The sequence below is a fragment of the Rubrobacter tropicus genome, from assembly GCF_011492945.1.
GTDB classification, from domain to species: Bacteria; Actinomycetota; Rubrobacteria; order Rubrobacterales; family Rubrobacteraceae; genus Rubrobacter_D; species Rubrobacter_D tropicus.
In genome coordinates this window covers 3,090,276-3,111,271 of sequence record NZ_CP045119.1, presented here as the reverse complement: position 1 = coordinate 3,111,271, position 20,996 = coordinate 3,090,276, and the positions used below count along the sequence as shown (strand labels likewise).

The window sequence follows — 20,996 nt, the reverse complement described above, 5'->3', positions numbered from 1 at the left end:
TCTTTTTAGCTTCCCGGCGGGTAGAGGTTAGCATAGCCGTCAGCTTTCAGCCGTCGGCTTCCAGCACCCTGACTTTCGCGGCAGCCTGTGGCGCCTGCGTGGTGGTTGGTACTTCTTGACCGGGGCGTTAGAGACCTACGAACCTTGCGGTGAGGTAGACGGCCAGTGCTGCCAGGAGCAGCCAGATTCCCACGACGACGATGGCGGCCGCGGTGCTTTTGGGGTTCGCCTTGAGCGCGGCTTCGCGGGCTCTTGATCGGCACTCCGTCAGGACGGCGGGTGGGATCATACGGACTGCCAGGGCGATGCCCAGGGGGACCAGGATCAGGTCGTCCAGGTAGCCGAGGACCGGGATCGGGTCCGGGATCAGGTCTATAGGGCTGAACGCGTACGCCACGACCACGGCCGCGAAGATCCTGGCGTGGAGGGGCGTCCTGGGATCTCTGTAAGCCAGATAAAGCGCGTACAGCTCGGCCTTGAGCTTCTTTGCCCACCGCTTCAGCCGCTCGAAACGGCCCACGGCCCGGGGCTAATCCTTCCGGGCCGGGAAGCGGAGGGCCTGGAGGGAGGCGTGGTGGTCGCCGGCGTGGTCTACCTGGAGGGTGGTGTGCTCGATGCCGAAGTCGCGGGCCAGGACGGCTTCGAGGTCGCGGCGGCGGGCGTGGCAGTTCTCGTCCCGTCCGACGAGCACGTGGGCGGCGAGCGCGGGGAATCCGGAGGTTATGGTCCAGATGTGGAGGTCGTGGACCTCTTCCACGCCCGGGGTCGAGGCCATCCTGCGGCCCACCTGTTCCGCGTCCACGCCCTTCGGGGTCGCTTCGAGGAGGATGTTGGTCGAGTCCCGGAGAAGCTTCCAGGAGCTCGCCAGAACCAGGGCCCCGATCACGGCGCTCACGAGCGGGTCGGCGTAGCGCCAGCCGGTGAGCAGGATGATACCGGCCGCGACGATGACGCCTACGGACCCGAGAAGGTCGGCCAGGACGTGGCGCAAAGCGCCCTCGACGTTGAGGCTCTCGCCGCCCGAGCGGGAGAGCACAAAGGCGCCGGCGACGTTGACGACGAGGCCGACGACGGCCACGGCCATCATCCAGCCGCCGAGGATGGGCTCGGGGTCCTGCAAGCGCCGGAAGGCCTCCACGAAGATCCAGACGGAGACCGCGACCAGCGTCACCCCGTTGGCGAGGGCCGCCAGGATCTCGGCCCGCTTGTACCCGAAGCTCCTCTTCGGGGTCGCCGGCCGCTCCGCGAGCCAGACGGCGAAGAGCGCCAACCCCAAGGAGACGGCGTCCGAGGCCATGTGCCCGGCGTCGGCCAGCAGCGCGAGCGAGCCGGTCAGGAACCCGCCGGCGACCTCCAGTACCAGGAACGCCGTCGTCAACATGAAGACGAACGTCAGCGCGCGCTTGCCTGCCCCAGCGCCGTGGGAGTGCGCGTGTCCCGCGTGGGAGTGGTCGTGGCCCATGCCGGTAGTTTACCCGGTGGGAGGCCACCCTTCGCGGTACTGGCGCAGCGCCAGCCAGAGCCCGAAGGCCAGTTGGCCCGCGCCGAGAAGGCGCATGAGGTTCGGGTTCTCGGCGAAAAAGCGGGCGATCCGGCGGCTACCCTCGGGGCCGGCCTCCCAGAGGAGCGAGTGCTCCCTGGGCGAGACCAGTTCTATTACCGCGTCGCCGATGGCGAGGACGGCGAAGGTCTCGGCGGCCCTGCGCGCCCACGGGCCCCTCACGGGTTCTCCGGGCGTTCGCCGAGGGTTACGTCCAGGGTCCTCTCGTTACCGTTACGGACGACGGTCAGGCCGACCGTGTCTCCCGGCTGGTAGTCGCGCAGGGCGCCGAACAGGTCGCCGTAGCTGGCCACGCTGGTCCCTTCGAGGGCCGTGATGACGTCGTTCTCGCGCACCCCGGCCGCCTCGGCGCCGCTGCCCGGTTCGACCGTCTGGACCAGCGCGCCCGAGTCCACGGGGAGGTCGAAGCGCTCGGCGATCTCGGGGGTGAGGTCGGCCGTGCCTACGCCCAGGTACGGGGTGGTCACCTCGCCCGTCTCTATGAGCTGGTCGGCGACGGAGACGGCCGTGTCGGCGGGGACGGCGAACCCGAGGTTCACGGCCCCCCTCTCCGCGGGCGGGAGGTAGGCGACGTTGATGCCTATGATGTTGCCGTCGCGGTCGACAAGGGCGCCGCCGGAGTTGCCCGGGGAGATGGCGGCGTCGGTCTGGATCAGGTCGGAGAGCGCGCTCGCCGCGTTTCCGCCGCCCGTCAACTCGGCCGGGAACTCGCGCCCGACGGCGCTTACGATGCCCGAGGTCACGGTCGCCTCGAAGCCGGCCGGGCTGCCGATGGCGACGGCGAGCTGGCCCACGATGGGCGGCTCGTCCGTCTTGAACGGTGCGGCCGGCAGGTCGTTACGGTTCACTTTGAGGACCGCGATCTCGCTCGTCGGGTCGGCGCCGACAAGCTCGGCCGGGGCCGTCTCGCCGTCGGCGAAGGCGACCTCGATACCGGAGGCCCCCCTGACCACGTGGTCGTTGGTGATGATGTAGCCGTCTTCGCGGTAGATCACACCGCTCCCCAGCCCCTCGCCCTGCTGCGTGCCCAGGGGCGTCTGCTGGGAGACCTCGACGTTGATCTGCACGACGCTGGGCCCGACGGCGGCCGCCACCTGCGCCACCGGCTCGTCCTCCGGTATCCCGGATGTCGTCGGTGTCTCCTCCCTGGGGGCCTGGGCCGCCGCGACGCTCCGGCCCGACCCCTGACCATCCTCCGAACAGCCAACGAGCAGGACCGTCGTCGCGACCGCCGCGAGCAGGAGAAGATAGGGCGTCCTCTTTCTGAGATTCAAGGCTTTCGTACCTCCTATGGGCGCCCGCAGGATCCGGCCCGGGCGCGTCGCTCGTCTCTGAGTCTATACGAAGCGGCTGTCCCGTCAGTTTCGGGAGGCTGAGAGCTTGTCAGGGTTTCAGCTAGTCAGCCTGTCAGCCAGTTCTCTGAACCCGTGACGCCGAGCTTTGCACGTACCGTCGCGAATTGCGCCGCCCGGTTTGGCCGCCAGCGGAAGAAAGCTGACAGGCTGAGAGCGAGGGCCGCAGGCCCGAAGCGTGCTGACCGGCTGACAGGCTCTAACTTCAGGGTGTCTCGCGAACCGCCAGGAAGGCGTCGTACTCTTTACCTTCGATTGTTCGAGGCGCGAGCGAGGCGGTCATGCCGACCTCGCCGAAGAGGCGCAGCCACGTCCCGCGTGGGAACAGACCTTCGTGGTGTATGTCGTGCGCCGAGCTTACGGTCCCGTCCGGTTCGCGCAGGAGGAACGCGTAGTGTACTTCGAAGGTGTTCTCGCCCGGCTCGGGCGGCAGCGTCCACTCCAGGTAGCGCGCCCGCCGGCCGTCCGCGGCCTCGCCGCCGCCGTGCTCGGTCGTCTCGGAGAACGTCTCGGCCGTCACGTCGGGCGCCACGAGGGCCACGCCGCCGGGCGCCAGGTGGGCCGCCACGGTGGCGAGGGCCGAGCGCAGGTCGTCCTCGGTCGTCATGTACATGATCGCGTCGTGGACGAAGACCGCGTCGAAAGTTCGGCCGAGCCGCACCGCGCGCATGTCGCCCTTTACGTGCTCGCACTCGGGGTTGAGGGCGTGGCTGATCCGGCGCATCCCGTCCGCCGGCTCGACGAGGGTTATGCCGAAGTGGCGCTTCATGTGCGAGGCGTTGTTGCCGCCCCCGCTGCCGAGCTCGAGCACCCTTCGGACCGGGGGGCTGCCCGCCTCGCGCGCCGCGTTCTGGATCATGCCCACGTAGAGCGCCGCCTCTTCGACGTACTCGGAAGGCGGCGAGATGACGGGCCACCAGTCGGCGAGATCCTCGTAAAGCCCCGTCACGGGCGGCTCAAACGCCCGCCTCGCGGACCTCGGCCTTCACCCTCTCCTCCTCTTCGCGGAGGTGGCGGAAGACGTCCTGGGCGAACCTGAGGGCGTGCTCCTCGGGGAGGTTGACGCGCCGGTTCTTAATGACCGAATCGAGCTCCCTGAGGGCCGCGTCCATCATGCCGACCATGATTTCGGCTTCGCGCAAGACCTCCTCGCGCTCGGCCTCCGAGAGCTCCCTCCCGTCGTTGAGCCGCTCCCGATGTTCCGTCAGGTACTGGATAAAGTCTCGGATGCCCACGGCCCCGGATTATACCGGCCCGTATCGGGTCAGGCGCGCCGCCGGTTCCGGCGCCTGCCCCTCGGTGGGGGGTGCGGCCCACCCAGGGCCTCGTCGAGCCTGTCGGCCAGGACGCTTGAGCCCGCGTAGCCCATGAGGGGCTTCTCGACGAAGGGGCGGTCGCCGGTCGGGTAGCAGAGCGGGAGGAACGGGACGTTCAGGGCGTCGGCGGCCTGCGCCTCGAGTTCGGTGCCGACGATCAGGTCGGGGTGGGCCGACTCTAGCCTGCCGGCTACCTCTTCGGGGTCGTCCTCGACGAACCCGCCCTCCGTGAAGGTCTGGGCGTGGAAGAGAAAATCCCGCTCCAGGTGGGTGAGGTAGGTGCCGCAGGCGACGACGTCCAGCCCGACCTCCCGCGCCAGGGCGTAGCCGAGACCCAAAGGGTACGAGAAGTCCCCGAAGATGGCCACCTTGCGGCCCGCGAAGGTCTCCGGCCTCTCCAGCCTCGCGTACCAGGGCAGCTTCGAGGTCCGGGAGAGCTCGGACCAGACCGTCCGCTCGACGAACTTCGGGTCCAGCTCGCACAGCTCGCCCGCGGTTCTGAGCGCCGCGCCCGTGCCCGCGGCCCCGATCATGGGCGTCGTCACCCTGCCGACGCCGTGCTCGTCCTGAAGATAAAGCGTCGCGGACTCGCCGACTTCCCGGTAGAGGAGCACGTTCGCCCAGGCGCGGGGGAGCCGGCGGAGGTCCTCGACCGTCGCCCCGAGCGGCACCCGCGCGTTGACCTCGACGCCTACTCCGTTCAGGAGCCGCTCGGCCTCGTCGTACTCCGCCGCAGCACCCGGCCCGAAGACCGGCGGCCCGAAGAGGTTGACCGTGGGGTGCTGGGTGCGCTCCAGCCCCGGGCGGGCGTGCGCCCGGACGAGGTCCTCCAGCGCCAGCTCTGCCGCCTCCATCTCGCCCATACCGGGCGTCTGCCACGAGCAGGTGATCTGGGCGACCGGGCGACCTCCGGCGTCCGGGATCTCGACCTCCGGGACGGGCTCCCCGGAGAGCAGGGCGGCCTCCGAGCGGGCCAGGATCATGGCCTCCGCCCCCGGATGCCGCCGCGCGACGCCGGAGATGTCCCGGGCCAGATCCCCCGGCGCGTACGACTCCCTGCGTCCCTCGTGCAGGGGGCTCAACGTGACCGGCGCGGTTCGCCCGTCCCTCTCCCGATCCGCGTAGAGCGCCGGAAAGTACGCCTCGCCCGGACCTGCCCGCAATACCGCGTGAACGCCACTCATGCTCGCCGCCAGCCGCAGGATGCCGTGGCTTCCGGGTCCCTCGTAGACGCCCCCGAGGAGCCTCACGGGACCTCGCCGTTCACAGCGGCTTGGAGAAAGACCGAACCTCGGTGTCCACAAGGCTCTGAGGTATGGAGGTATGGAGGTTTTGAGGGGTGCTTCACGAAATCCCATGGAAGCCTCGATCCTCCACCCCCGAGAACCCGAGAACCTGAGAACCTGTTCGCGATGGGCTCGATGCTTCCGCAAACCGCTTTCACAGGCTCAAGGCGTCGAGGGCCTCGGCCCGGTCGAAGGTGCCCGACAGGAGCTCCAGGATGCGTCGTGCGCCTTCGTAACCGTGGAGGCCGGCCCCGACGAAGTCCCGCGGGGAGCGGCACAGGTGGCCGCGGGCGACGAGCGGCGCGTGCAGCCCGGGGCTCGCGATCACGACGTCCGGCCTCGCCTCCTCGATACGCTTCATCTGGCCCAGCCAGTCGGGGGAGACGACCACGTCCACCCCGGAGCCCAGGGCCTGAAGCTCCTCGGCCAGAAACCTCCGGTCGAGCCGTGGGGCGCCGACCTCCAGCACGACCGCCCCGGCGTCGGCCAGAAAACGGGCGAGCGGGACCTCGAAGCCCGTGTCTCCGGCGAAGAAGATCCTCTTCCCCCTCACGCGGTTGCGAAGGGCCCCCAGCTCCTCCCACACCGACCGCGCCCGCATGACCTCGCTCGACCCGGCCCCCGCCTCGGCCGCCACGTCCTGCAAGAACCTGGCCGTCCCGTCGACCCCGATGGGCAGCAGCGTCCTGACCACCCTGGCGCCGCGGTCCCGCGCGGCGCCCGCGGCCACGGCGAGGTTCGGGTCGAGCACCCCGACGACCGTCCCCTCGCCCACCGGGGGCAGGCCTTCGGCATCGGGCACGACCCCCGAGACCTCGACCCCGCTTCTGGCGAGCTCCGCGACGAGCCCGGCGACGGAGCCGGGCGACAGGGCGGCCCCGAGAAGCACCACGGGATGGGCCTGCCCCGTGGCCTCCTCCCTGGCCCTGCCCCGCAGACCGAAGAGGCCGCCGCGCTTGGCCGGCGAGGCCGCCTCCAAAAGCTCGGAGGTCCTGCGCTTCGGGCACAGGCCGACGAGGGCGGCGAGGACGTGGTCTTCGAGGTCTGTCGAGAGGGCTCCCGGCGTTGGGTACGGGGCGTCCGGGTACACCGCCTCGACCGGCAGGTCCAGCTTGCGGGACGCGAGACGGGCCTCGAAAGCCGCGTCCACGCCGAGGTAAGAGGCCGCGCGGCCGCAGACCAGGAGCACGAACCCCGTGCCGGGGTGGATGGAATCCTCGATCAGGCCAGCGACCTGGCCCTGGCGGGGCGGGTCTTCGGGGTCGAGGGCGGCGAAGACCACGCGGCCGTTAGGAGGAGCGGGGGAGAGGGAGCGAACCAGGTGGGCTTCGGCCCGGGTGCCGGCGACGATCACCTGGGCACCCGGAAGCCTCTCCGCCAGGCCGTTCACGGCGTGGAGGGGCGGCAAGACGTCCGGTATCCCCGATTCGTTCAGGATCGTCAATTCTTCTCCCTAAACCTCTGGTGCGGGATGCCGGCCCCCCTCGTGCCGCTCCGGGAAGGTTCCTAGTTTAAGGCGTTTAGTGTGTCGAGCGCCAGGGCCATCATGTTGTCCACGGCGTTTCGAAGCTCTTCGTCGCTTATCCTGACCACCTCGGCGCCTATGGTGTCAGACACCGTCAGCAGGCACCCGGCCCGCACGCCCCGCATCGCCGCGAGCGTGAAGATCGCCGCCGCCTCCATCTCGACGGCGAGCACCCCGAGGTTTGCCCAGAGCTCGGCGGGCTTCTCCGTCGGGTCGTAGAAGAGGTCGGAGGAGACGATGGGCCCGACGGAGGTGCGCCTGCCGGCGTTCTCCGCGGCGTGGTATGCGGCGTGGACTATGTCGAAGTGGGCGGCCGGGGCGTAGGAGACCCCCTGGGTTATGGAGGAGACCGTCCCGTCCTGGGCGGTGGCCGACGTGGCCACTATCAGATCCCCCAGCCGCAGGTCCGGGTCGTACCCTCCGCAGGTCCCGACCCTGAGCAGGTTCCTGGCCCCGAGCTGGATCAACTCCTCCGTCACTATGGATGCGCTGGGACACCCCATGCCCGTGGTCTGGACCGAGACCGGCTTTCCTTTGTAGGTGCCGGTAAAACCGAGCATCCCCCTCTCGCCCGTCACCTGCCTCGCGCCCTCGAAAAAGTTCTCGGCTACGTACTTCGCCCGAAGCGGGTCCCCCGGTAGAAGAACGTTCTCGGCAAAATCTCCAGGCTCCGCGCGCACATGAACAGGGCTCATGGGCTCCTCCCTTCGGTCGTCGCAGCTGGTCAGCATCTCAGCCTGTCAGCAAGGGCCGAAGTGCTGAGAGCCGCCGGAGGCGGCGTGCTGACTAGCTGAAGTGCTCAAGAATAGCAGGGGCCGGGTGCGGGGGCTCGTCGGAGATCTCTATCGCTTCGAGGATCAGCCCCTCGGCCCTCTCCGCTTCGCGGTCGCCGTGGAGGCGGGCTATGGGGGCTCCTTTTTCGATCGGGTCGCCCGGTTTTGCCAGGAGTTCGACGCCGGCTGCCGGATCTATTTCATCTGTCTTCTTCTGGCGGCCGGCGCCAAGGGCCAGCGCGGCTCGGCCCACGCCTATGGCGGCGAGACCGGACACGTAACCCGTGCGGGGGGCGGGGACTTCCCGGGTGGTCCGCGCTGTTGGGAGGTTTTCGAGGGCGTTGGGGGCGGCGCCCTGGGCCCGGGCGAAGCGCTCCAACCTCTCGTAGGCGGCGCCCGAAGAGAGTGCTTTCTCGACTGACGCCTCCGGGTTCTCGATCCCTTTGAGTTGGAGTAGCCTGGCGGCCACGAAGCGGGCTTCGTCGGCGAGGTCCTTCGGGACGGGGTCTCCGCGCAGGAAGGCGGCGCTCTCGCGGACTTCGAGGGCGTTGCCGATGGCGCCGCCCAGGGGAGTGTCCATGCCGGTTACGACGGCGGAGGCGCGGATGCCGAGGGATTCGCTGAGGCGGACGAGGAGGCCGGCGAGCTCGCGGGCGTCGTCCGGGGTCTTCATGAACGCACCCGAGCCCTGCTTCACGTCGTAGAGGAGGTGGCCCGCGCCGGTGGCCGCTTTTTTCGAGACGATGGAGGAGCCTATCAGGGGGAGGGAGTCCACGGTCCCGGTCGTGTCGCGCAGGGCGTAGATGGCCTTGTCGGCGGGCGCCAAGTCTCCGGCCTCGATGATGGCGAGGCCCACCTCCTCTACCTGGCGGCGGAACCGGGTTTCGGAGAGGTCCACCGAGAAACCGGGTATGGATTCCAGCTTGTCTATGGTACCGCCCGTCGTGCCGAGGCCTCGCCCCGAGAGCTTGGCGACCGGGGCCCCGCAGGCGGCGACTATGGGGAGGGAGATCAGGCTGATCTTGTCCCCGACCCCGCCCGTCGAGTGCTTGTCCACGCAATCCGGGAACGAGTAAGCCTCCCCCGACTCGGCCATGGCCCTGGTCAAAGCGAGCGTCTCCCCGTAGCCCATCCCCCGCAGAAAGACCGCCATCAACAACGCGGACATCTGGTAATCCGGCACGGAGCCTTCGGTGTACCCCGCCACAACGCCCCGGATAACGTCATCCGACAACTCCCCGCCGGCCTTCTTCGTCTCGATAGCTTCGAGCACCAGGCTCATCACACACTCCTTCCCAAGCTCTCCGCCATTCTAGCCGGGGCCGGACCCAAGCCCGGCTGACAGGCTGAGATGCTGACAAGCTATTCAGGCAACGCGGAGAGCACCCCGGCGAGGCGGTACAGCCCCGGGTCGAGTTTGCGTTTCTCGCCGGCCACCTCTTCGAGTGGGACGCGTCGGATCTCATCCCCCGAGAGCCCTACCATGACCCCGGATGCGTCGTCGGCCAACGCGCCCACGGCGGCGGCGCCGAGGCGGGCGGCGAGGATGCGGTCGAAGGCCGTCGGGGTGCCGCCGGACTGGATGTGCCCGAGGGTCGTCAGGTCGGCCTGGTAGCCGCCGCCCGCCTCGTTGACGAAGTCGCAGAACTCCCCGGCGGTCGGCGAGGCGCCCTCCGCCACCACCACCGTGAAGCGGGGCTTTCCCTTCTCGTAGGACTCGTTGAGCAGGTCGAGTAGTTCCTGGGGCTTCGCCTCGAACTCGGGGACCATGGTCGCGTCGGCGCCGCCGGCTATGGCGCTCATGACGGCGAGGTAGCCGGAGTCGCGGCCGAGCACCTCTACGACCATCGCCCGGCGTTGTGCGGTGGCCGTGTCCTTTATTCGGTCTATGACGGTGACGGCGGTGTTCAGGGCGGTGTCCACGCCGACGGAGAGCTCCGTGCCGGGGATGTCGTTGTCTATGGTCGCCGGGACGCCGACGGTCGGGAGGCCGCGTTCGTGGAGTTCCAGGCCGCCCGAGAGGCTGCCGCCGCCCCCGATCACGACCATCCCCCCGACGCCCGCTTCCCGGAGCCGCCCCAGGGCTTTCTCCTTGCCCTCCTCTTCCTCCTCGAACTGTGAGGAGCGGCCCGTGCCGAGGGCCGTGCCGCCCTGCTGGACGAGGCCCCAGAGTTCCTCGCGTTCGATGGGCCTGAGTTCCCCTCCAAGAGCCCGTAGTACCCGTCCTCGACCACCACGGCCTCCCAGCCCCGCGCGAACGCCGCCTGCGCCGCCGCCCGCACCGCCGCGTTCATCCCGGGGGCGACGCCCCCGCTCGTTAAAACCGCGACTCTCAAAAACGCCTCCTCTCGCCTGGTCCCGTGGGGGGTATGTACCCCCCGCGGGTCGTTTCTTCCCCTGGGGAGGTTTCGGGGGCCGTCTCCGGTTAGAATTCGCGGCAACGCGGAGAGGAGGGATCTTGGCCGGTTGCCCCGTTAGGGTGATGAGCTTCAACGTGAGGGGGGCGTCGCACAGGGATGGGATCAACGCCTGGGAAGGCCGCTCCGACCTCAACGTAAAAACCATAAAGCGGTACGGGCCGGGCGTGATCGGCTTCCAGGAAGTCCACGCCCCGAACCTCGCCGTCTACAAAGAGAAATTGTCCGGCTACGAACGCATCATGGGCCCAGCCTACGGCACGGACCGGGTGGAGGAGTTCGCCGCCATCTTCTACGACGCCGAGAGGTTCGAGGAGCTCGACTCGGGCGGCTTCTGGCTGAGCGACACGCCCGACGAGTCCTCCGCGAGCTGGGGAAACGAGGTGGTCCGCTCCGCCAACTGGGCCGTCCTGCGCTGCCTTGATACGGGCGTGGCCTTCCTCCACGCCAACACCCACCTCGACCACCTCAGCGAACACGCCCGCGTCGAGGGCAACCGCCTCATAGTCGGCCAGACCCAGGAGACCCTGGCGAACCACGGCCACCCGCCTACCATCGTCACGGGAGACTTCAACTGCAAGCCGGGCTCCGCCCCCTACGAGGTCTTCATGGGCGAGGGCTTCACCGACACCTTCCTCGCCGCCGGCAACGAGGACGGCAAAGATGCCTACACCTTCCACGCCTTCAAGGGCTCTAGTTTCAAGCCCAGCGACACGGACAAGCCCTTCGGCCGCATCGATTGGATCCTCGTCAAAGACCCGGACGACCGCGTAACCGTGCGCTCGCACCAGATCCCACGCGACGCCGACGAAGAGGCGGGCCTCTACCCGAGCGACCACTACCCCGTCCTCGCCGACTTCGACCTGAAAGCATAACCACCCCAAAACCCGATACCCAAAAAACCGAAGCCTCCAACCAAACCTTTTCGTCCCCGGGAGGATAAGAGAGGTAGAGGGTCCTACGGAAGCCGACCGGTGAGGTGAGAGTGGACGAGCGAAGAGCCATAGAGCGCCTCAAAGATGGTGATCCCGGCGGGCTCGAATACCTCGTGAGGGCGCACCAGGTGCGGGCCGTGCGGGCGGCGTACCTGATCTGCCGCGACCGCCCCCTCGCCGAAGACGTGGTGCAAAGCGCCTTCGTGAAGTCGTACGAGAAGATCAAGGGTTTCGACGGGGGCCGCCCCTTCGGCCCGTGGTTCATAAAGATCGTGGTCAACGGCGCCATCAAGGCCGCCTCCCGCCGGGAGAGGACGGTCCGCTACGAGGGGGGCTCTCCCGACGTCGTGCTGGAAGATCCCGGCACGAGCCCGCACAGACTGCTCGAAGAATCCGAGGAGCGCCGACGGGTCTGGACCGCCCTCGAGAAGCTCCCGCCGGCCCAGCGGGCCGCGATAGTCCAGCGCTACTACCTCGGCATGAGCGAGGCCGAGATCGCCGGAAGCGAGAACTCCCCGCCGGGAACGATCAAGTGGCGCCTGCACGCGGCCAGGCGAAAGCTCTCGAACCTCCTGCGCCCACAGTTCTGCGAGGAGCCGATCTTATCGAAAGACGCTACGGAAGGAGGCGGTGACCGTGGCTAACCAGAGAAAAAGACTCGAAAAGGCCCTGCGCGGCTGCGCCGAGGCCGGAGTTCCTGACACGACGGACCTGTGGCCGTCGGTCAAGGAGCGTGTGACAGGAGAGCGGCTCGTTACGGAGCCGGCAGGCCAGGCGCTGGCCGATGCGGATGCTCGCAGGCGTTCCTTTATTCCGCAGTTCGTGCCGAACACGCCGCTCGGCTGGGTGCTCGCGGCCGTCTCCGTGTTGATTCTGGGTGTGGGCGTCTACGCCGCCGTCGGTCCGGCAAGTGAGTTCTACCAGCGGGGACTGCCAGGAACCGTCGAGTCCGGCTCCGAGAAAGCAGGCCGTGGAAGCCCGGATCAGGAGAACGACCTTCAAGCGACGGGAGTAAGTACCGAACTCTTCCGGGAGGCGTTGCCCGGCGACGAGAACCTCTCCCTTGCCGAGAACGTGAATCAAACCGTCAAACGCGACGGTGCGAGCGTCACCCTGGAATGGGCCTATGCGGACACAGACTTCGTCGTGCTTGGTTTCAGCGTGCGCGACCTCGAAGAAGACAGGCGCAACGCCGGCAACCCCGCCACGCTAGAGCCTATCTTCGTGAGCAAGGAAGACGAGGACGTTCCCTCGGCGCCGGACCGCCGTTCCGAGCTCACGGACCAAGACGGCAGGTACTTCGGTTCTATCGACGGCGTCTCGATGGTGGCCAGCCCTGGCGCAGGCCAGAAGGAGCTAAGAGCCCCGAAGGCTCAAACGGCGGTCTTTGAGGTTCCGAAAGGGCTGAACGCCGGGCACAAACACAGCTTCCGTTTCGACGTCTTTCTCGAGGAGATGGCGGTGCCCAGCTCCATGGCCGAGGCGGAGAAGGGCTATCGGTCAGAGCCAAGGCCACCCATCGGACCGTTGACGTTCGATTTCGAGATACCCGTTCGATCCGTCCCCGTAATCGAGATCGGCCAGAAGGAGACCGTCAATGGAGTTACGTTGACCCTGGAGCGTGTGCTGAACTCTGGCGGCAAGCCGCAGGCGGTCGTCTGCTTCGAGCCCCCGAACGACGACTACGGGTGGCGTCCGAGCACGGCCCCGACGGGGTTCCAGGTCGAAGAGCCCCTACCGGTCGATCCGCTCAAGGGCGACTGCTGGTCGCTCACGATAGAAGATCCGGTGGAGGGACGCTCGACGGTGAAGGTGACGGAGATCTTCGGGTACCCGCAATCCGAAAAGGCCCTGCAGGCGAAAGACGAGGATGGAAAGCAGATCGAGGGTCCCTGGATCTTCGAGTTCGACGCACCCGAACGCTAGAAGATCTTTGTCGGGGCTTCTTGCAGATTACGCGAAGCTCTCTCCCGGAAGCCCGCGCTTCTCCACCCCAACCCACGCGCCCACGGAAGCCCCGACATCTGAGAATCCGGTCCGAACCCCGAGGTCGCGCGGCTCACCGGCGCCGACCACGAGCAACGGCACCCGCTCGCGGGTGTGGTCCGTCCCCCTGAAAGTGGGGTCGTTGCCGTGGTCGGCGGTGATGATGAGAAGGTCCTCGCCGGTTAGCGCGTCGAGCAGCCCGGGCAGGCGGTCGTCGAAGCGCTTTATGTTTTCGGCCATGCCTCGCGGGTCGCGGCGGTGGCCGTATTTGGCGTCGAAGTCTACGAGGTTGGCGAAGACGAGGCCAGACTCGATGCGGTCGAGGGATTCGAGGATGGCATTCACTTTCGCATCGTCGTCGGGCTGGCCGGGCAGGTGGTCGGTGATGCCCTTGCCGTCGAAGATGTCCCGGATCTTGCCGACCGCGACGACCTCGTGGCCCGCGTTTTTTATGAGGTCCATGTACGTCTCGGACGGCGGGGTGATGCCGTAGTCGTGGCGGTTCTCGTTCTCCCGCTCGTAGGAGCCGGAACTCCCGTGGAAAGGGCGGGCGATGACGCGCTCGACCATTATCTTTCCCTCGCCTATGAGCATCTTGTGGGCCTTCCGGCAGGCATCGTAGAGTTCTTCGAGGGGGATGATGTCCGTGTTCGCGGCGACCTGGAAGACGGAGTCGGCCGAGGTGTACAGGATCCAGGCTCCCGTCTTATCTTGCGCCGCCCCCAACTCCTCTATGATCTCCGTCCCCGAAGCCGGCCTGTTCCCTATAACCCCCCGCCCGGTCTCGTCCTCGAACCTGGCGAGTACGTCTTCGGGGAAACCGTCGGGGTAGGTCGGCAGCGGGTCGTCGAGCACCAGCCCCATCATCTCCCAGTGCCCGGCGAGCGTCGCCTTCGCCGCCGAGAGCTCGACCATGAGCCCGTGCGAGGCCCGGGGACGGTGCGCCCGGGGTATGCCCTCGATGGGCTCGACGTTGCCGAGGCCGAGGGCCTGCAGGTTCGGGGCATCGAGGCCGCCGACAGCCTTGGCGGTGTTGGCAAGCGTATTCGCGCCCTCGTCGCCGAAGTCCGCGGCGTCCGGCGCGTTGCCCGCGCCGAGTCCGTCCAGAACGACGATTATCGCCCTTCTTCCCATGTCCCTCCTTTGCAGACCAGCCGGTCCTCGACCGCCCTCGCTGATGGCCGAAAGCTGTTAGCGCGGTTCGGCTTGCGAACCGCTCGCCACCAGTATGCCCGCTGCGGCCGCGTTCGACAGGTCCGGGGAGCGTCAGTTCCCCGCAGGGCTGCGCGGGGTAAGTAACCGCCCACACGACGAGGTCGGGAGGCGCATGGGAGCCGGGTACGAGTTGAGAGAGGCGACGGAGGAGGACGCGGCGGAGATCCACGCCCTGGCCCGCGAGCTCGCCGGGGCCGTTGGGGACGCGATACCCGACGAGAGCGCGGTTCGGACGCGACTCGGGGAGCTCATCGAGGAGCCGCGGGCGCGGGTCTTCGTCGCTGAGGCCGAAGACGAGGTGGCGGGGGTGGTTAGCCTCTGGATCAAACCCGACCTCGCCCACGGCGATGCCGTCGTCGAAGTCCCGATGCTGGTAGTCTCCGAAGGACATCGCCGGAACGGCGTCGGAAAGTTGCTGATGGCGCGGACGCAAGAGGTCGCCGCCGAGAACGACGCCTCCATCATAGAGCTCGTCGCCACCAACGCAAACGTCGCGGCCCGCGACTTCTACAAGTCCCTGGGCTTTGTCGAGGCCGACGTCGTCGCCCTGGAGTTCGTCGGGGACGCCGAAAACCCGCCGGAGACTTAGCTATCAGCAGTCAGCTTTCAGCTTTCAGCCAGGCGGGCGAACCCGGCTGCGCTAGGCCGGGTAGGCTGCTACGGCCAGGAGGGCTACTACGAGGGCGCAGACGACGGCCCGCCAGACCGGCACTTCTTGCGCCTTTACCACCCCGAGCGGCATTAGCAGCGCGGCGGCCCACGCCACCGCCGCCCACCTGACGAGGGGCACGGCCAGGAACGGCAGGGCGAACCCGAGCGGATAGGCCACCACCCGCCAGGTCACCCCGAACCCGTATCGTCCGCCGGACGCCGCCAGATGATACGGACCGGCGAGCAGGACGGAGAGCGGCAGCGGCAGGACGAGCGCGACGAGCGCCGGGTAAAGCCCCGCGAAAAAGAACCAGACGACCGCCGCCGGGAGGCCCGAGAAGGCGAGGAAGAGCGCCGGGGCCCTTACGTCGGGGACCTTCGGGAGCAGCCCGAAGAAACGGATCGGGTGCACGAGGAGCGTCGATAGGAGGCGGAGGTAGCTCGAAAACGGGCGCGAGACGTCCCAGTCGCTCGCCCCGCCCCGGATCGTGTCCCGCGTGTACCCCCGCTTCGCCACGGGGGGATTATAGCCGTCGGCTTTCGGCTGGATTGAAGTAGAGGCTGCTTGTTTTCGATGGCGTGGGTTTTCAGGGTCGGGCCTTCCGAAAATCCGGGCGTAGTATGCTGGTCCCGCCATGGCACCGGGTTCCGCCGACAGAGAGAAGATCCCCCCCAGATGGGCCGTGGTTTGGGGTGTGGCGGTAGCGCTGGTCGCGGGCGTCTTCTACGTCGTCTCGCTCGCGCCCACGGTGCTGCCTTACGATACGCCTTACACGTTGGATTCCCCGATGCTGCAGGCCGCGGTTCCGGTGCTCGGCGTCGGGCACCCGACCGGCTACCCGACCTACATGATGCTGACGCACCTCTTCACCTACCTGCCCTTCGGGGACGTCGCCTACAGGGTCAACCTCGCTTCGGCCGCGTATGGCGTACTCGCGGTGTCCGCGGTCTACGCGGCGTGCCTGGCGCTGTGCCGCAGGGTCGTGGCGTCGGCGGCGGGCGCTCTGGCCTTCGGGCTCTCGGGGGCGTTCTGGTCTCAGGCCGTGATCGCCGAGGTCTACACCCTGAACGCCCTCTTCGTGGCCCTCGTCCTCTTCCTGCTGCTGCTGTGGCGGGAGCGGCGGGACGACCGGGTCTTGCTCGCCGCCGCGTCCGTCGCGGGACTCTCGCTCACCCACCACCTTTCGAGCGCGATGCTGATCCCGGCCGGCCTCCTCTTCGTGGCCCTGGCGGACAGGACCGTCCTCCTGCGGGGGGGCGCCTTGCCGAGGGGCCTCGGTGCTTTCGCGCTCGGCCTGTTGCCCCTGGTCTACCTTCCGGTACGGGCCGCCATGGGCGCGCCCCTGAACGAGGCCGATCCCTCCATCCCGGGCCGCTTCCTCGAGCTGGTAACGGGAGGAAGCTTCCTCGCGGAGTCCTCCGAAGCCGGCAGGGAGTGCGTCCCCTCCGCGCTTGCCCTCGAGGGGCCGGCCGCGAAGCTCGCCTCTTTCTCGCGGGAGGTCTTCGTCCAGTTCCCGCTGGCCTTCCTGGCGCTAGGGGTGTTCGGGGCGCTGTACTTTTTGTTCCGGGACCGGGCCGTGGCGGCCCTCCTCGGACTGGTCTTCTTCGGCTCATTCCTCCACGGTCTCGCCTACCGCTGGCTCGGCATCGAGGACTTCTCTGCGTTCCTGATCCCCGGCCTCCTCGTCCTCGCCGTCTGCGCCTCCGCCGGCCTGGGCCTCCTGTTTCGCCCGCTCGAGAACCTGACGGACCTTCCCGCCAGGCTCCTGCCGGTCGCGCTCTCCGCCGCCGTCCTCGCCATGCCCCTACTGGGCGCCTGGATCGCCTATGGCGGGGCGGACAGGAGCGGCGCCTACGAGGGACGCCGTGCCATCGAAGCGGTGGTCAGGAACGCGGATCGGAACGCGACGATCCTGCACCACCGCAGCCCCCTCTGGTACATGGTCCTCGTCGAGGAACGTCGGCAGGACCTGACCCTCGTCGATCCTTTTTGCACCTCCTGGAACCGCCGCACCGACCTCGTCTGGCCCGACGACCTGACCGCGGCGCAGTCGGCCCACCGCTACGAAACCGACGACACCACCGGCGTCGAGGCGGCGCGAAAGGCAGCAGCTCGCGGGTCCGTCTACGTCCTCGATCACGGCAGGGTGGACTACGAACGCTTCAGGGCGGCCGGCTTCGAGGCGGAGCCGGCCGGCGGTGGCCGGTTCCTCTACGAACTCGTCCCTCGCTGAGCGTCTCCGCTTGACGATCCACCAGACGCGAAGCGCAATACACATCAGGAGGTGTATAAACATGCGCACGAACATAGTCCTCGACGACGAGTTGGTGGAGGAGGCGTTCCGGCACTCGGACGCGAAGACCAAGCGGGAGTTGGTGGACCGGGCCTTGCGCGAGTTCGTAGACAACTACAAGCGCAAGGATATTCGGGAGTTGCGGGGGAAGAACCTGATACGCCCTGACTACGACTACAAGGCGCTTCGAGAAGGCCGCTGACCCTGTATCTCGTAGATACCTCGGTATGGATAAGCTACATGCGCGACAAAGAAAACGATGTCACGCGGCGTTTCGCAGAGATATCTGAGAGTGGTCGACCGTTCGGGATCACCGGCGTTATCTTTCAAGAAGTGTTGCAGGGAGCGTCCTCTCCGGCGAAGTTCGACTATCTCACGGAATACCTGTTCTCCCAGACCTTCTATCATCCCCGGTATCCCATCGGGACCTACCAGGAAGCCGCGCGTATGTACTTCGACTGTCATCGCGCGGGGGTGACCGTCCGTTCGGCCGTAGACTGCCTCATCGCCCGCGTCGCCATCGAGCACGACCTGGTGCTGCTCCACGACGACCGGGACTTCGAGAAGATGGCGGAGGTCGTCGACGGTCTCGTCCTCGCCTGAGCGGGCCGGGACCGCGCCCTCCGATCATCTATAATCACCCCAAAGTAGGGCGGAACCTCCAGAGAAGGGGTCGAATAACATGGCGGAAGATTCTTACGGCGCGCGCAGCAGCCTGGACGCCGGCTCAGGCGAAGTCGCCTACTACAGCCTGAAGAAGCTGGACGAGCAGGTGGAGGGGGACGTCTTCTCCCTCCCATTCTCGATCCGGGTGATGCTCGAGTCGCTGCTCAGAAACGCCGGCGGCAAGTTCGTCTCGAACGAGGACGTCGAGGCGCTGGCCAACTGGCCGGAGTCCGTCGGTGGGGAGCTGGCTTACCTGCCGGCCCGAGTAGTGATGCAGGACTTTACCGGGGTTCCGGCCATCGTGGACCTGGCGGCGATGCGGAGCGCGATGCAGGGCGTCGGGGGAGACCCGAAGAAGATCAACCCGCTGGTCCCCGTGGACCTCGTCATAGACCACTCGGTCCAGGTCGACGCCTTCGGCAACGCCGCGGCGCTGCAGTTCAACGCCGAGCGCGAGTTCGAGCGCAACCGCGAGCGCTACGAGTTCTTGAAGTGGGGCCAGCAGGCCTTCGACAACTTCTCCGTCGTTCCGCCCGCGACCGGCATCATCCACCAGGTCAACCTGGAGTATCTGGCCAAGGGCGTGATCGTCAAGGACGGCGTGGCAATGCCCGATACGCTCGTCGGGACCGACAGCCACACCACCATGATCAACGGCCTCGGCGTCCTCGGCTGGGGCGTCGGCGGCATCGAGGCCGAGGCGGTAACCCTCGGCCAGCCCTACTACATGCTCGTCCCCGAGGTCATAGGCTTCAAGCTGACGGATGCCTTGCAAGAAGGCGTCACGGCGACGGACCTGGTCCTCACCGTGACCCAGATGCTCCGCGCCCACGGCGTCGTCGGCAAGTTCGTCGAGTTCTACGGAGACGGCCTCTCCAGGCTCTCTTTGCCGGACCGCGCGACCATCGCCAACATGTCCCCCGAGTTCGGGGCTACCTGCACGTTCTTCCCGGTCGACGACGAGACGCTCAAGTACCTGCGGGGAACCGGGCGCGACGAGGAACTCGTCGAGCTCGTCGAGGCTTACCACAAGGAGCAGGGCCTGTGGCGCACGGACGAGACGCCGGAGCCGCGCTTCACCGAGGTGCTGGAGCTCGACCTTTCAACGGTCGAGGCGAGCCTCGCCGGACCGCGGCGCCCGCAGGACCGGGTTGCCCTGGACGACATGCAGCCCTCGTTCCGCCAGGCTTTGGCCGACATGGTCGGCCACGATCACGCGCTGGTCAACGGCTCCGCGAACGGCCATGGGGACGACGCGTACAACCACGCCGACGAGGAGTCCTTCCCGGCCAGCGACACCCCGAACCCGGACATACGAACCGGCCCGAGCCACACCTCCGACGATACCGAGTCGATGGAGGCCAGCGACACGCCCTCCGGGTCGGCCGACGCGACCAACGAGGGCGGGGGAGACCCCACCTCTGGCGCGGAGCCTGAGGGCGACGAGCCCGAGGCCGAGCCCTCAGGTTCCATCACCGTCACGGTGGACGGCGAGGAGATGTACCTCAAGCACGGGTCGGCCGTCATAGCGGCGATCACGTCCTGCACCAATACCTCTAATCCTTCGGTCATGATGGGCGCGGGGCTTCTCGCCAAGAAGGCCGTCGAGAAGGGCCTCAAGGTCCAGCCGCACGTAAAGACGAGCCTCGCGCCCGGCTCGAAGGTGGTCACCGAGTACCTCCAGACCTCGGGACTGCTGGATCCCCTGGAGAAGCTCCGCTTCGACGTCGTGGGTTACGGCTGCACCACCTGCATCGGCAACTCCGGGCCGCTGGCGGAGGAGATCTCCTCCGCCGTCGAGGAGAACGACCTCGTCGTCGCGGCGGTCCTCTCGGGCAACCGTAACTTCGAGGGGCGCATCAACCCCGACGTTCGGGCAAACTACCTGGCATCCCCGCCGCTCGTCGTCGCCTACGCCCTGGCCGGGACGGTCGATATAGACCTCTCGCAGGACCCGCTCGGGGAGGACTCCGACGGTAACCCGGTCTACTTGAAGGACATCTGGCCCTCGCAGGAGGAGGTCGCCCGCGAGATCGAGAACGCGCTCGACCCGAGCATCTACCGCGAGCAGTACGCGGACGTCTACACGGGCAACGAGCAGTGGAACGGGGTAGACGTCCCCGAGGGCGACCTCTACGAGTGGGACCCCGACTCGACGTATATCCAGGAGCCTAGCTTCTTCAAGGACCTCGACCCAGACGCCGCGGACGTCGAAGACATCGAGGGGGCCCGCGTGCTCGTCCGGGTCGGCGACTCCGTTACGACCGACCACATCTCGCCCGCTGGGGCCATACCGTCCAAGATGCCAGCGGGCAAGTACCTCATAGAGAAGGGCGTCGACCCGCGGAACTTCAACTCGTTTGGTTCCCGCCGCGGCAACCACGAGGTCATGGTGCGGGGCACCTTCGGCAACATCCGCCTGCGCAACCAGCTGGTCGAGAAGGAGGGCGGCTACACCGTCCACCTGCCCGACGGCGGGGAGACCACGATCTACGAGGCGAGCCTCCAGTACGCCGAAGAGGGCGTCCCCCTGATAGTCCTCGCCGGCAAGGAGTACGGCTCGGGCTCCTCGCGCGACTGGGCCGCCAAGGGCTCCTTCCTGCTCGGCGTGAAGGCCGTCATAGCCGAGAGCTTCGAGCGCATCCACCGCTCCAACCTCATAGGCATGGGTGTCCTCCCCGTCCAGTACGCCGAAGGCGAGAACGCTGACTCTATAGGCCTCACGGGCCACGAGTCCTTCGACATTGGCGGCCTCGCCGACCTCGAACCCGGTAAGGAATTGACCGTCAAGGCAACCTCCGACGACGGCGAGACAAAGGAGTTCAAGGTCAAGGCCCGCGTGGATTCTCCGGTAGAGGTCGAGTACCTCAGGAACGGCGGCATCCTGCACACCGTGCTCCGGCAGTTCCTCAAGGAGGACGAGTAGCGGTTCGCTTTGCGAACCGCGCTGTCGGCTTTCAGCCATCAGCGTTCAGCTTTCGGGGTTGTTGGACGGCCGTGACGTGGAAGCGACGTTTCC

20 protein-coding genes and 1 pseudogene are annotated in these 20,996 nt (G+C 67.6%); 8 read left to right on the top strand and 13 right to left on the bottom strand.

Annotation, left to right across the window (positions count from 1 at the left end):
• Nucleotides 1–127 precede the first annotated feature (127 nt).
• The 11 genes and pseudogenes from GBA63_RS15680 to GBA63_RS15630 form a co-directional block, all read right to left on the bottom strand.
• Nucleotides 128–520, bottom strand: a complete 393-nt coding sequence (locus GBA63_RS15680; protein WP_166177534.1) for a YkvA family protein — start codon at nucleotides 518–520, stop codon at nucleotides 128–130.
• Nucleotides 521–529: 9 nt separating this feature from the next.
• Nucleotides 530–1,462, bottom strand: coding sequence for a cation diffusion facilitator family transporter (locus tag GBA63_RS15675; protein WP_166177532.1), 933 nt, complete (start codon nucleotides 1,460–1,462; stop codon nucleotides 530–532).
• A 9-nt stretch (nucleotides 1,463–1,471) separates the two neighbouring features.
• Nucleotides 1,472–1,723 carry a hypothetical protein gene (locus GBA63_RS15670; protein ID WP_166177530.1) on the bottom strand — a complete coding sequence of 84 codons (252 nt, stop codon included), beginning with the start codon at nucleotides 1,721–1,723 and terminating at the stop codon, nucleotides 1,472–1,474.
• Nucleotides 1,720–2,835 carry a S1C family serine protease gene (locus GBA63_RS15665; RefSeq protein WP_166177528.1) on the bottom strand — a complete coding sequence of 372 codons (1,116 nt, stop codon included), beginning with the start codon at nucleotides 2,833–2,835 and terminating at the stop codon, nucleotides 1,720–1,722. Before GBA63_RS15665 ends, GBA63_RS15670 begins: the two co-directional genes overlap by 4 nt.
• A 283-nt stretch (nucleotides 2,836–3,118) precedes the next feature.
• A complete protein-coding gene (locus GBA63_RS15660; RefSeq protein WP_166177526.1) occupies nucleotides 3,119–3,862 on the bottom strand; it encodes a class I SAM-dependent methyltransferase in 744 nt (247 codons plus the stop codon).
• 7 nt (nucleotides 3,863–3,869) lie between these two features.
• Complete coding sequence (locus GBA63_RS15655; protein ID WP_166177524.1) at nucleotides 3,870–4,148, bottom strand: hypothetical protein; 279 nt, start codon at nucleotides 4,146–4,148, stop codon at nucleotides 3,870–3,872.
• 29 nt (nucleotides 4,149–4,177) lie between these two features.
• Nucleotides 4,178–5,479 (bottom strand): nitrogenase component 1, encoded by a 1,302-nt coding sequence (locus GBA63_RS15650; protein WP_166177522.1) that lies wholly within the window; start codon nucleotides 5,477–5,479, stop codon nucleotides 4,178–4,180.
• 190 nt (nucleotides 5,480–5,669) lie between these two features.
• On the bottom strand, nucleotides 5,670–6,959 hold the full coding sequence (locus GBA63_RS15645; RefSeq protein WP_166177521.1) for a nitrogenase component 1: 1,290 nt from the start codon (nucleotides 6,957–6,959) through the stop codon (nucleotides 5,670–5,672).
• Between the two features lie 62 nt (nucleotides 6,960–7,021).
• On the bottom strand, nucleotides 7,022–7,735 hold the full coding sequence (locus tag GBA63_RS15640; RefSeq protein WP_166177520.1) for a DeoD-type purine-nucleoside phosphorylase: 714 nt from the start codon (nucleotides 7,733–7,735) through the stop codon (nucleotides 7,022–7,024).
• A 91-nt stretch (nucleotides 7,736–7,826) separates the two neighbouring features.
• The gene (locus tag GBA63_RS15635) at nucleotides 7,827–9,095 is read right to left on the bottom strand and encodes a thymidine phosphorylase (protein ID WP_166177519.1); all 1,269 of its coding nucleotides are present in this window, start codon (nucleotides 9,093–9,095) and stop codon (nucleotides 7,827–7,829) included.
• Nucleotides 9,096–9,175: 80 nt separating this feature from the next.
• A pseudogene (locus GBA63_RS15630) lies at nucleotides 9,176–10,107 on the bottom strand (ATP-dependent 6-phosphofructokinase).
• A 164-nt stretch (nucleotides 10,108–10,271) separates the two neighbouring features.
• On the opposite strand from GBA63_RS15630, the gene GBA63_RS15625 reads away from it, so the two are divergent.
• The 3 genes from GBA63_RS15625 (at nucleotide 10,272) to GBA63_RS15615 (ending at nucleotide 13,091) form a co-directional block, all read left to right on the top strand.
• A complete protein-coding gene (locus GBA63_RS15625) occupies nucleotides 10,272–11,105 on the top strand; it encodes an endonuclease/exonuclease/phosphatase family protein (RefSeq protein ID WP_166177517.1) in 834 nt (277 codons plus the stop codon).
• A gap of 110 nt (nucleotides 11,106–11,215) precedes the next feature.
• Nucleotides 11,216–11,809 (top strand): RNA polymerase sigma factor, encoded by a 594-nt coding sequence (locus tag GBA63_RS15620; protein WP_166177516.1) that lies wholly within the window; start codon nucleotides 11,216–11,218, stop codon nucleotides 11,807–11,809.
• Nucleotides 11,802–13,091, top strand: coding sequence for a hypothetical protein (locus GBA63_RS15615; protein WP_166177515.1), 1,290 nt, complete (start codon nucleotides 11,802–11,804; stop codon nucleotides 13,089–13,091). Before GBA63_RS15620 ends, GBA63_RS15615 begins: the two co-directional genes overlap by 8 nt.
• A 27-nt stretch (nucleotides 13,092–13,118) precedes the next feature.
• Here GBA63_RS15615 and GBA63_RS15610 read toward each other — a convergent pair whose 3' ends face one another.
• Complete coding sequence (locus GBA63_RS15610) at nucleotides 13,119–14,285, bottom strand: phosphopentomutase (protein WP_166177514.1); 1,167 nt, start codon at nucleotides 14,283–14,285, stop codon at nucleotides 13,119–13,121.
• A 193-nt stretch (nucleotides 14,286–14,478) separates the two neighbouring features.
• On the opposite strand from GBA63_RS15610, the gene GBA63_RS15605 reads away from it, so the two are divergent.
• On the top strand, nucleotides 14,479–14,955 hold the full coding sequence (locus tag GBA63_RS15605; protein ID WP_166177513.1) for a GNAT family N-acetyltransferase: 477 nt from the start codon (nucleotides 14,479–14,481) through the stop codon (nucleotides 14,953–14,955).
• Nucleotides 14,956–15,006: 51 nt separating this feature from the next.
• On the opposite strand, the gene GBA63_RS15600 is transcribed toward GBA63_RS15605, so the two are convergent.
• The gene (locus GBA63_RS15600; RefSeq protein WP_166177512.1) at nucleotides 15,007–15,534 is read right to left on the bottom strand and encodes a hypothetical protein; all 528 of its coding nucleotides are present in this window, start codon (nucleotides 15,532–15,534) and stop codon (nucleotides 15,007–15,009) included.
• Nucleotides 15,535–15,652: 118 nt separating this feature from the next.
• Between GBA63_RS15600 and GBA63_RS15595 the strand changes: the two genes are divergently transcribed.
• The 4 genes from GBA63_RS15595 (at nucleotide 15,653) to GBA63_RS15580 (ending at nucleotide 20,903) form a co-directional block, all read left to right on the top strand.
• Nucleotides 15,653–17,251 (top strand): glycosyltransferase family 117 protein, encoded by a 1,599-nt coding sequence (locus GBA63_RS15595; protein WP_166177511.1) that lies wholly within the window; start codon nucleotides 15,653–15,655, stop codon nucleotides 17,249–17,251.
• A 61-nt stretch (nucleotides 17,252–17,312) separates the two neighbouring features.
• Nucleotides 17,313–17,513 carry a type II toxin-antitoxin system VapB family antitoxin gene (locus tag GBA63_RS15590; RefSeq protein ID WP_166177510.1) on the top strand — a complete coding sequence of 67 codons (201 nt, stop codon included), beginning with the start codon at nucleotides 17,313–17,315 and terminating at the stop codon, nucleotides 17,511–17,513.
• Nucleotides 17,510–17,914, top strand: coding sequence for a type II toxin-antitoxin system VapC family toxin (gene vapC / locus GBA63_RS15585; protein WP_323127047.1), 405 nt, complete (start codon nucleotides 17,510–17,512; stop codon nucleotides 17,912–17,914). The genes GBA63_RS15590 and vapC overlap by 4 nt, the downstream gene beginning before the upstream one ends.
• A 79-nt stretch (nucleotides 17,915–17,993) precedes the next feature.
• On the top strand, nucleotides 17,994–20,903 hold the full coding sequence (locus GBA63_RS15580) for an aconitate hydratase (RefSeq protein ID WP_166177509.1): 2,910 nt from the start codon (nucleotides 17,994–17,996) through the stop codon (nucleotides 20,901–20,903).
• Nucleotides 20,904–20,996 lie beyond the last annotated feature (93 nt).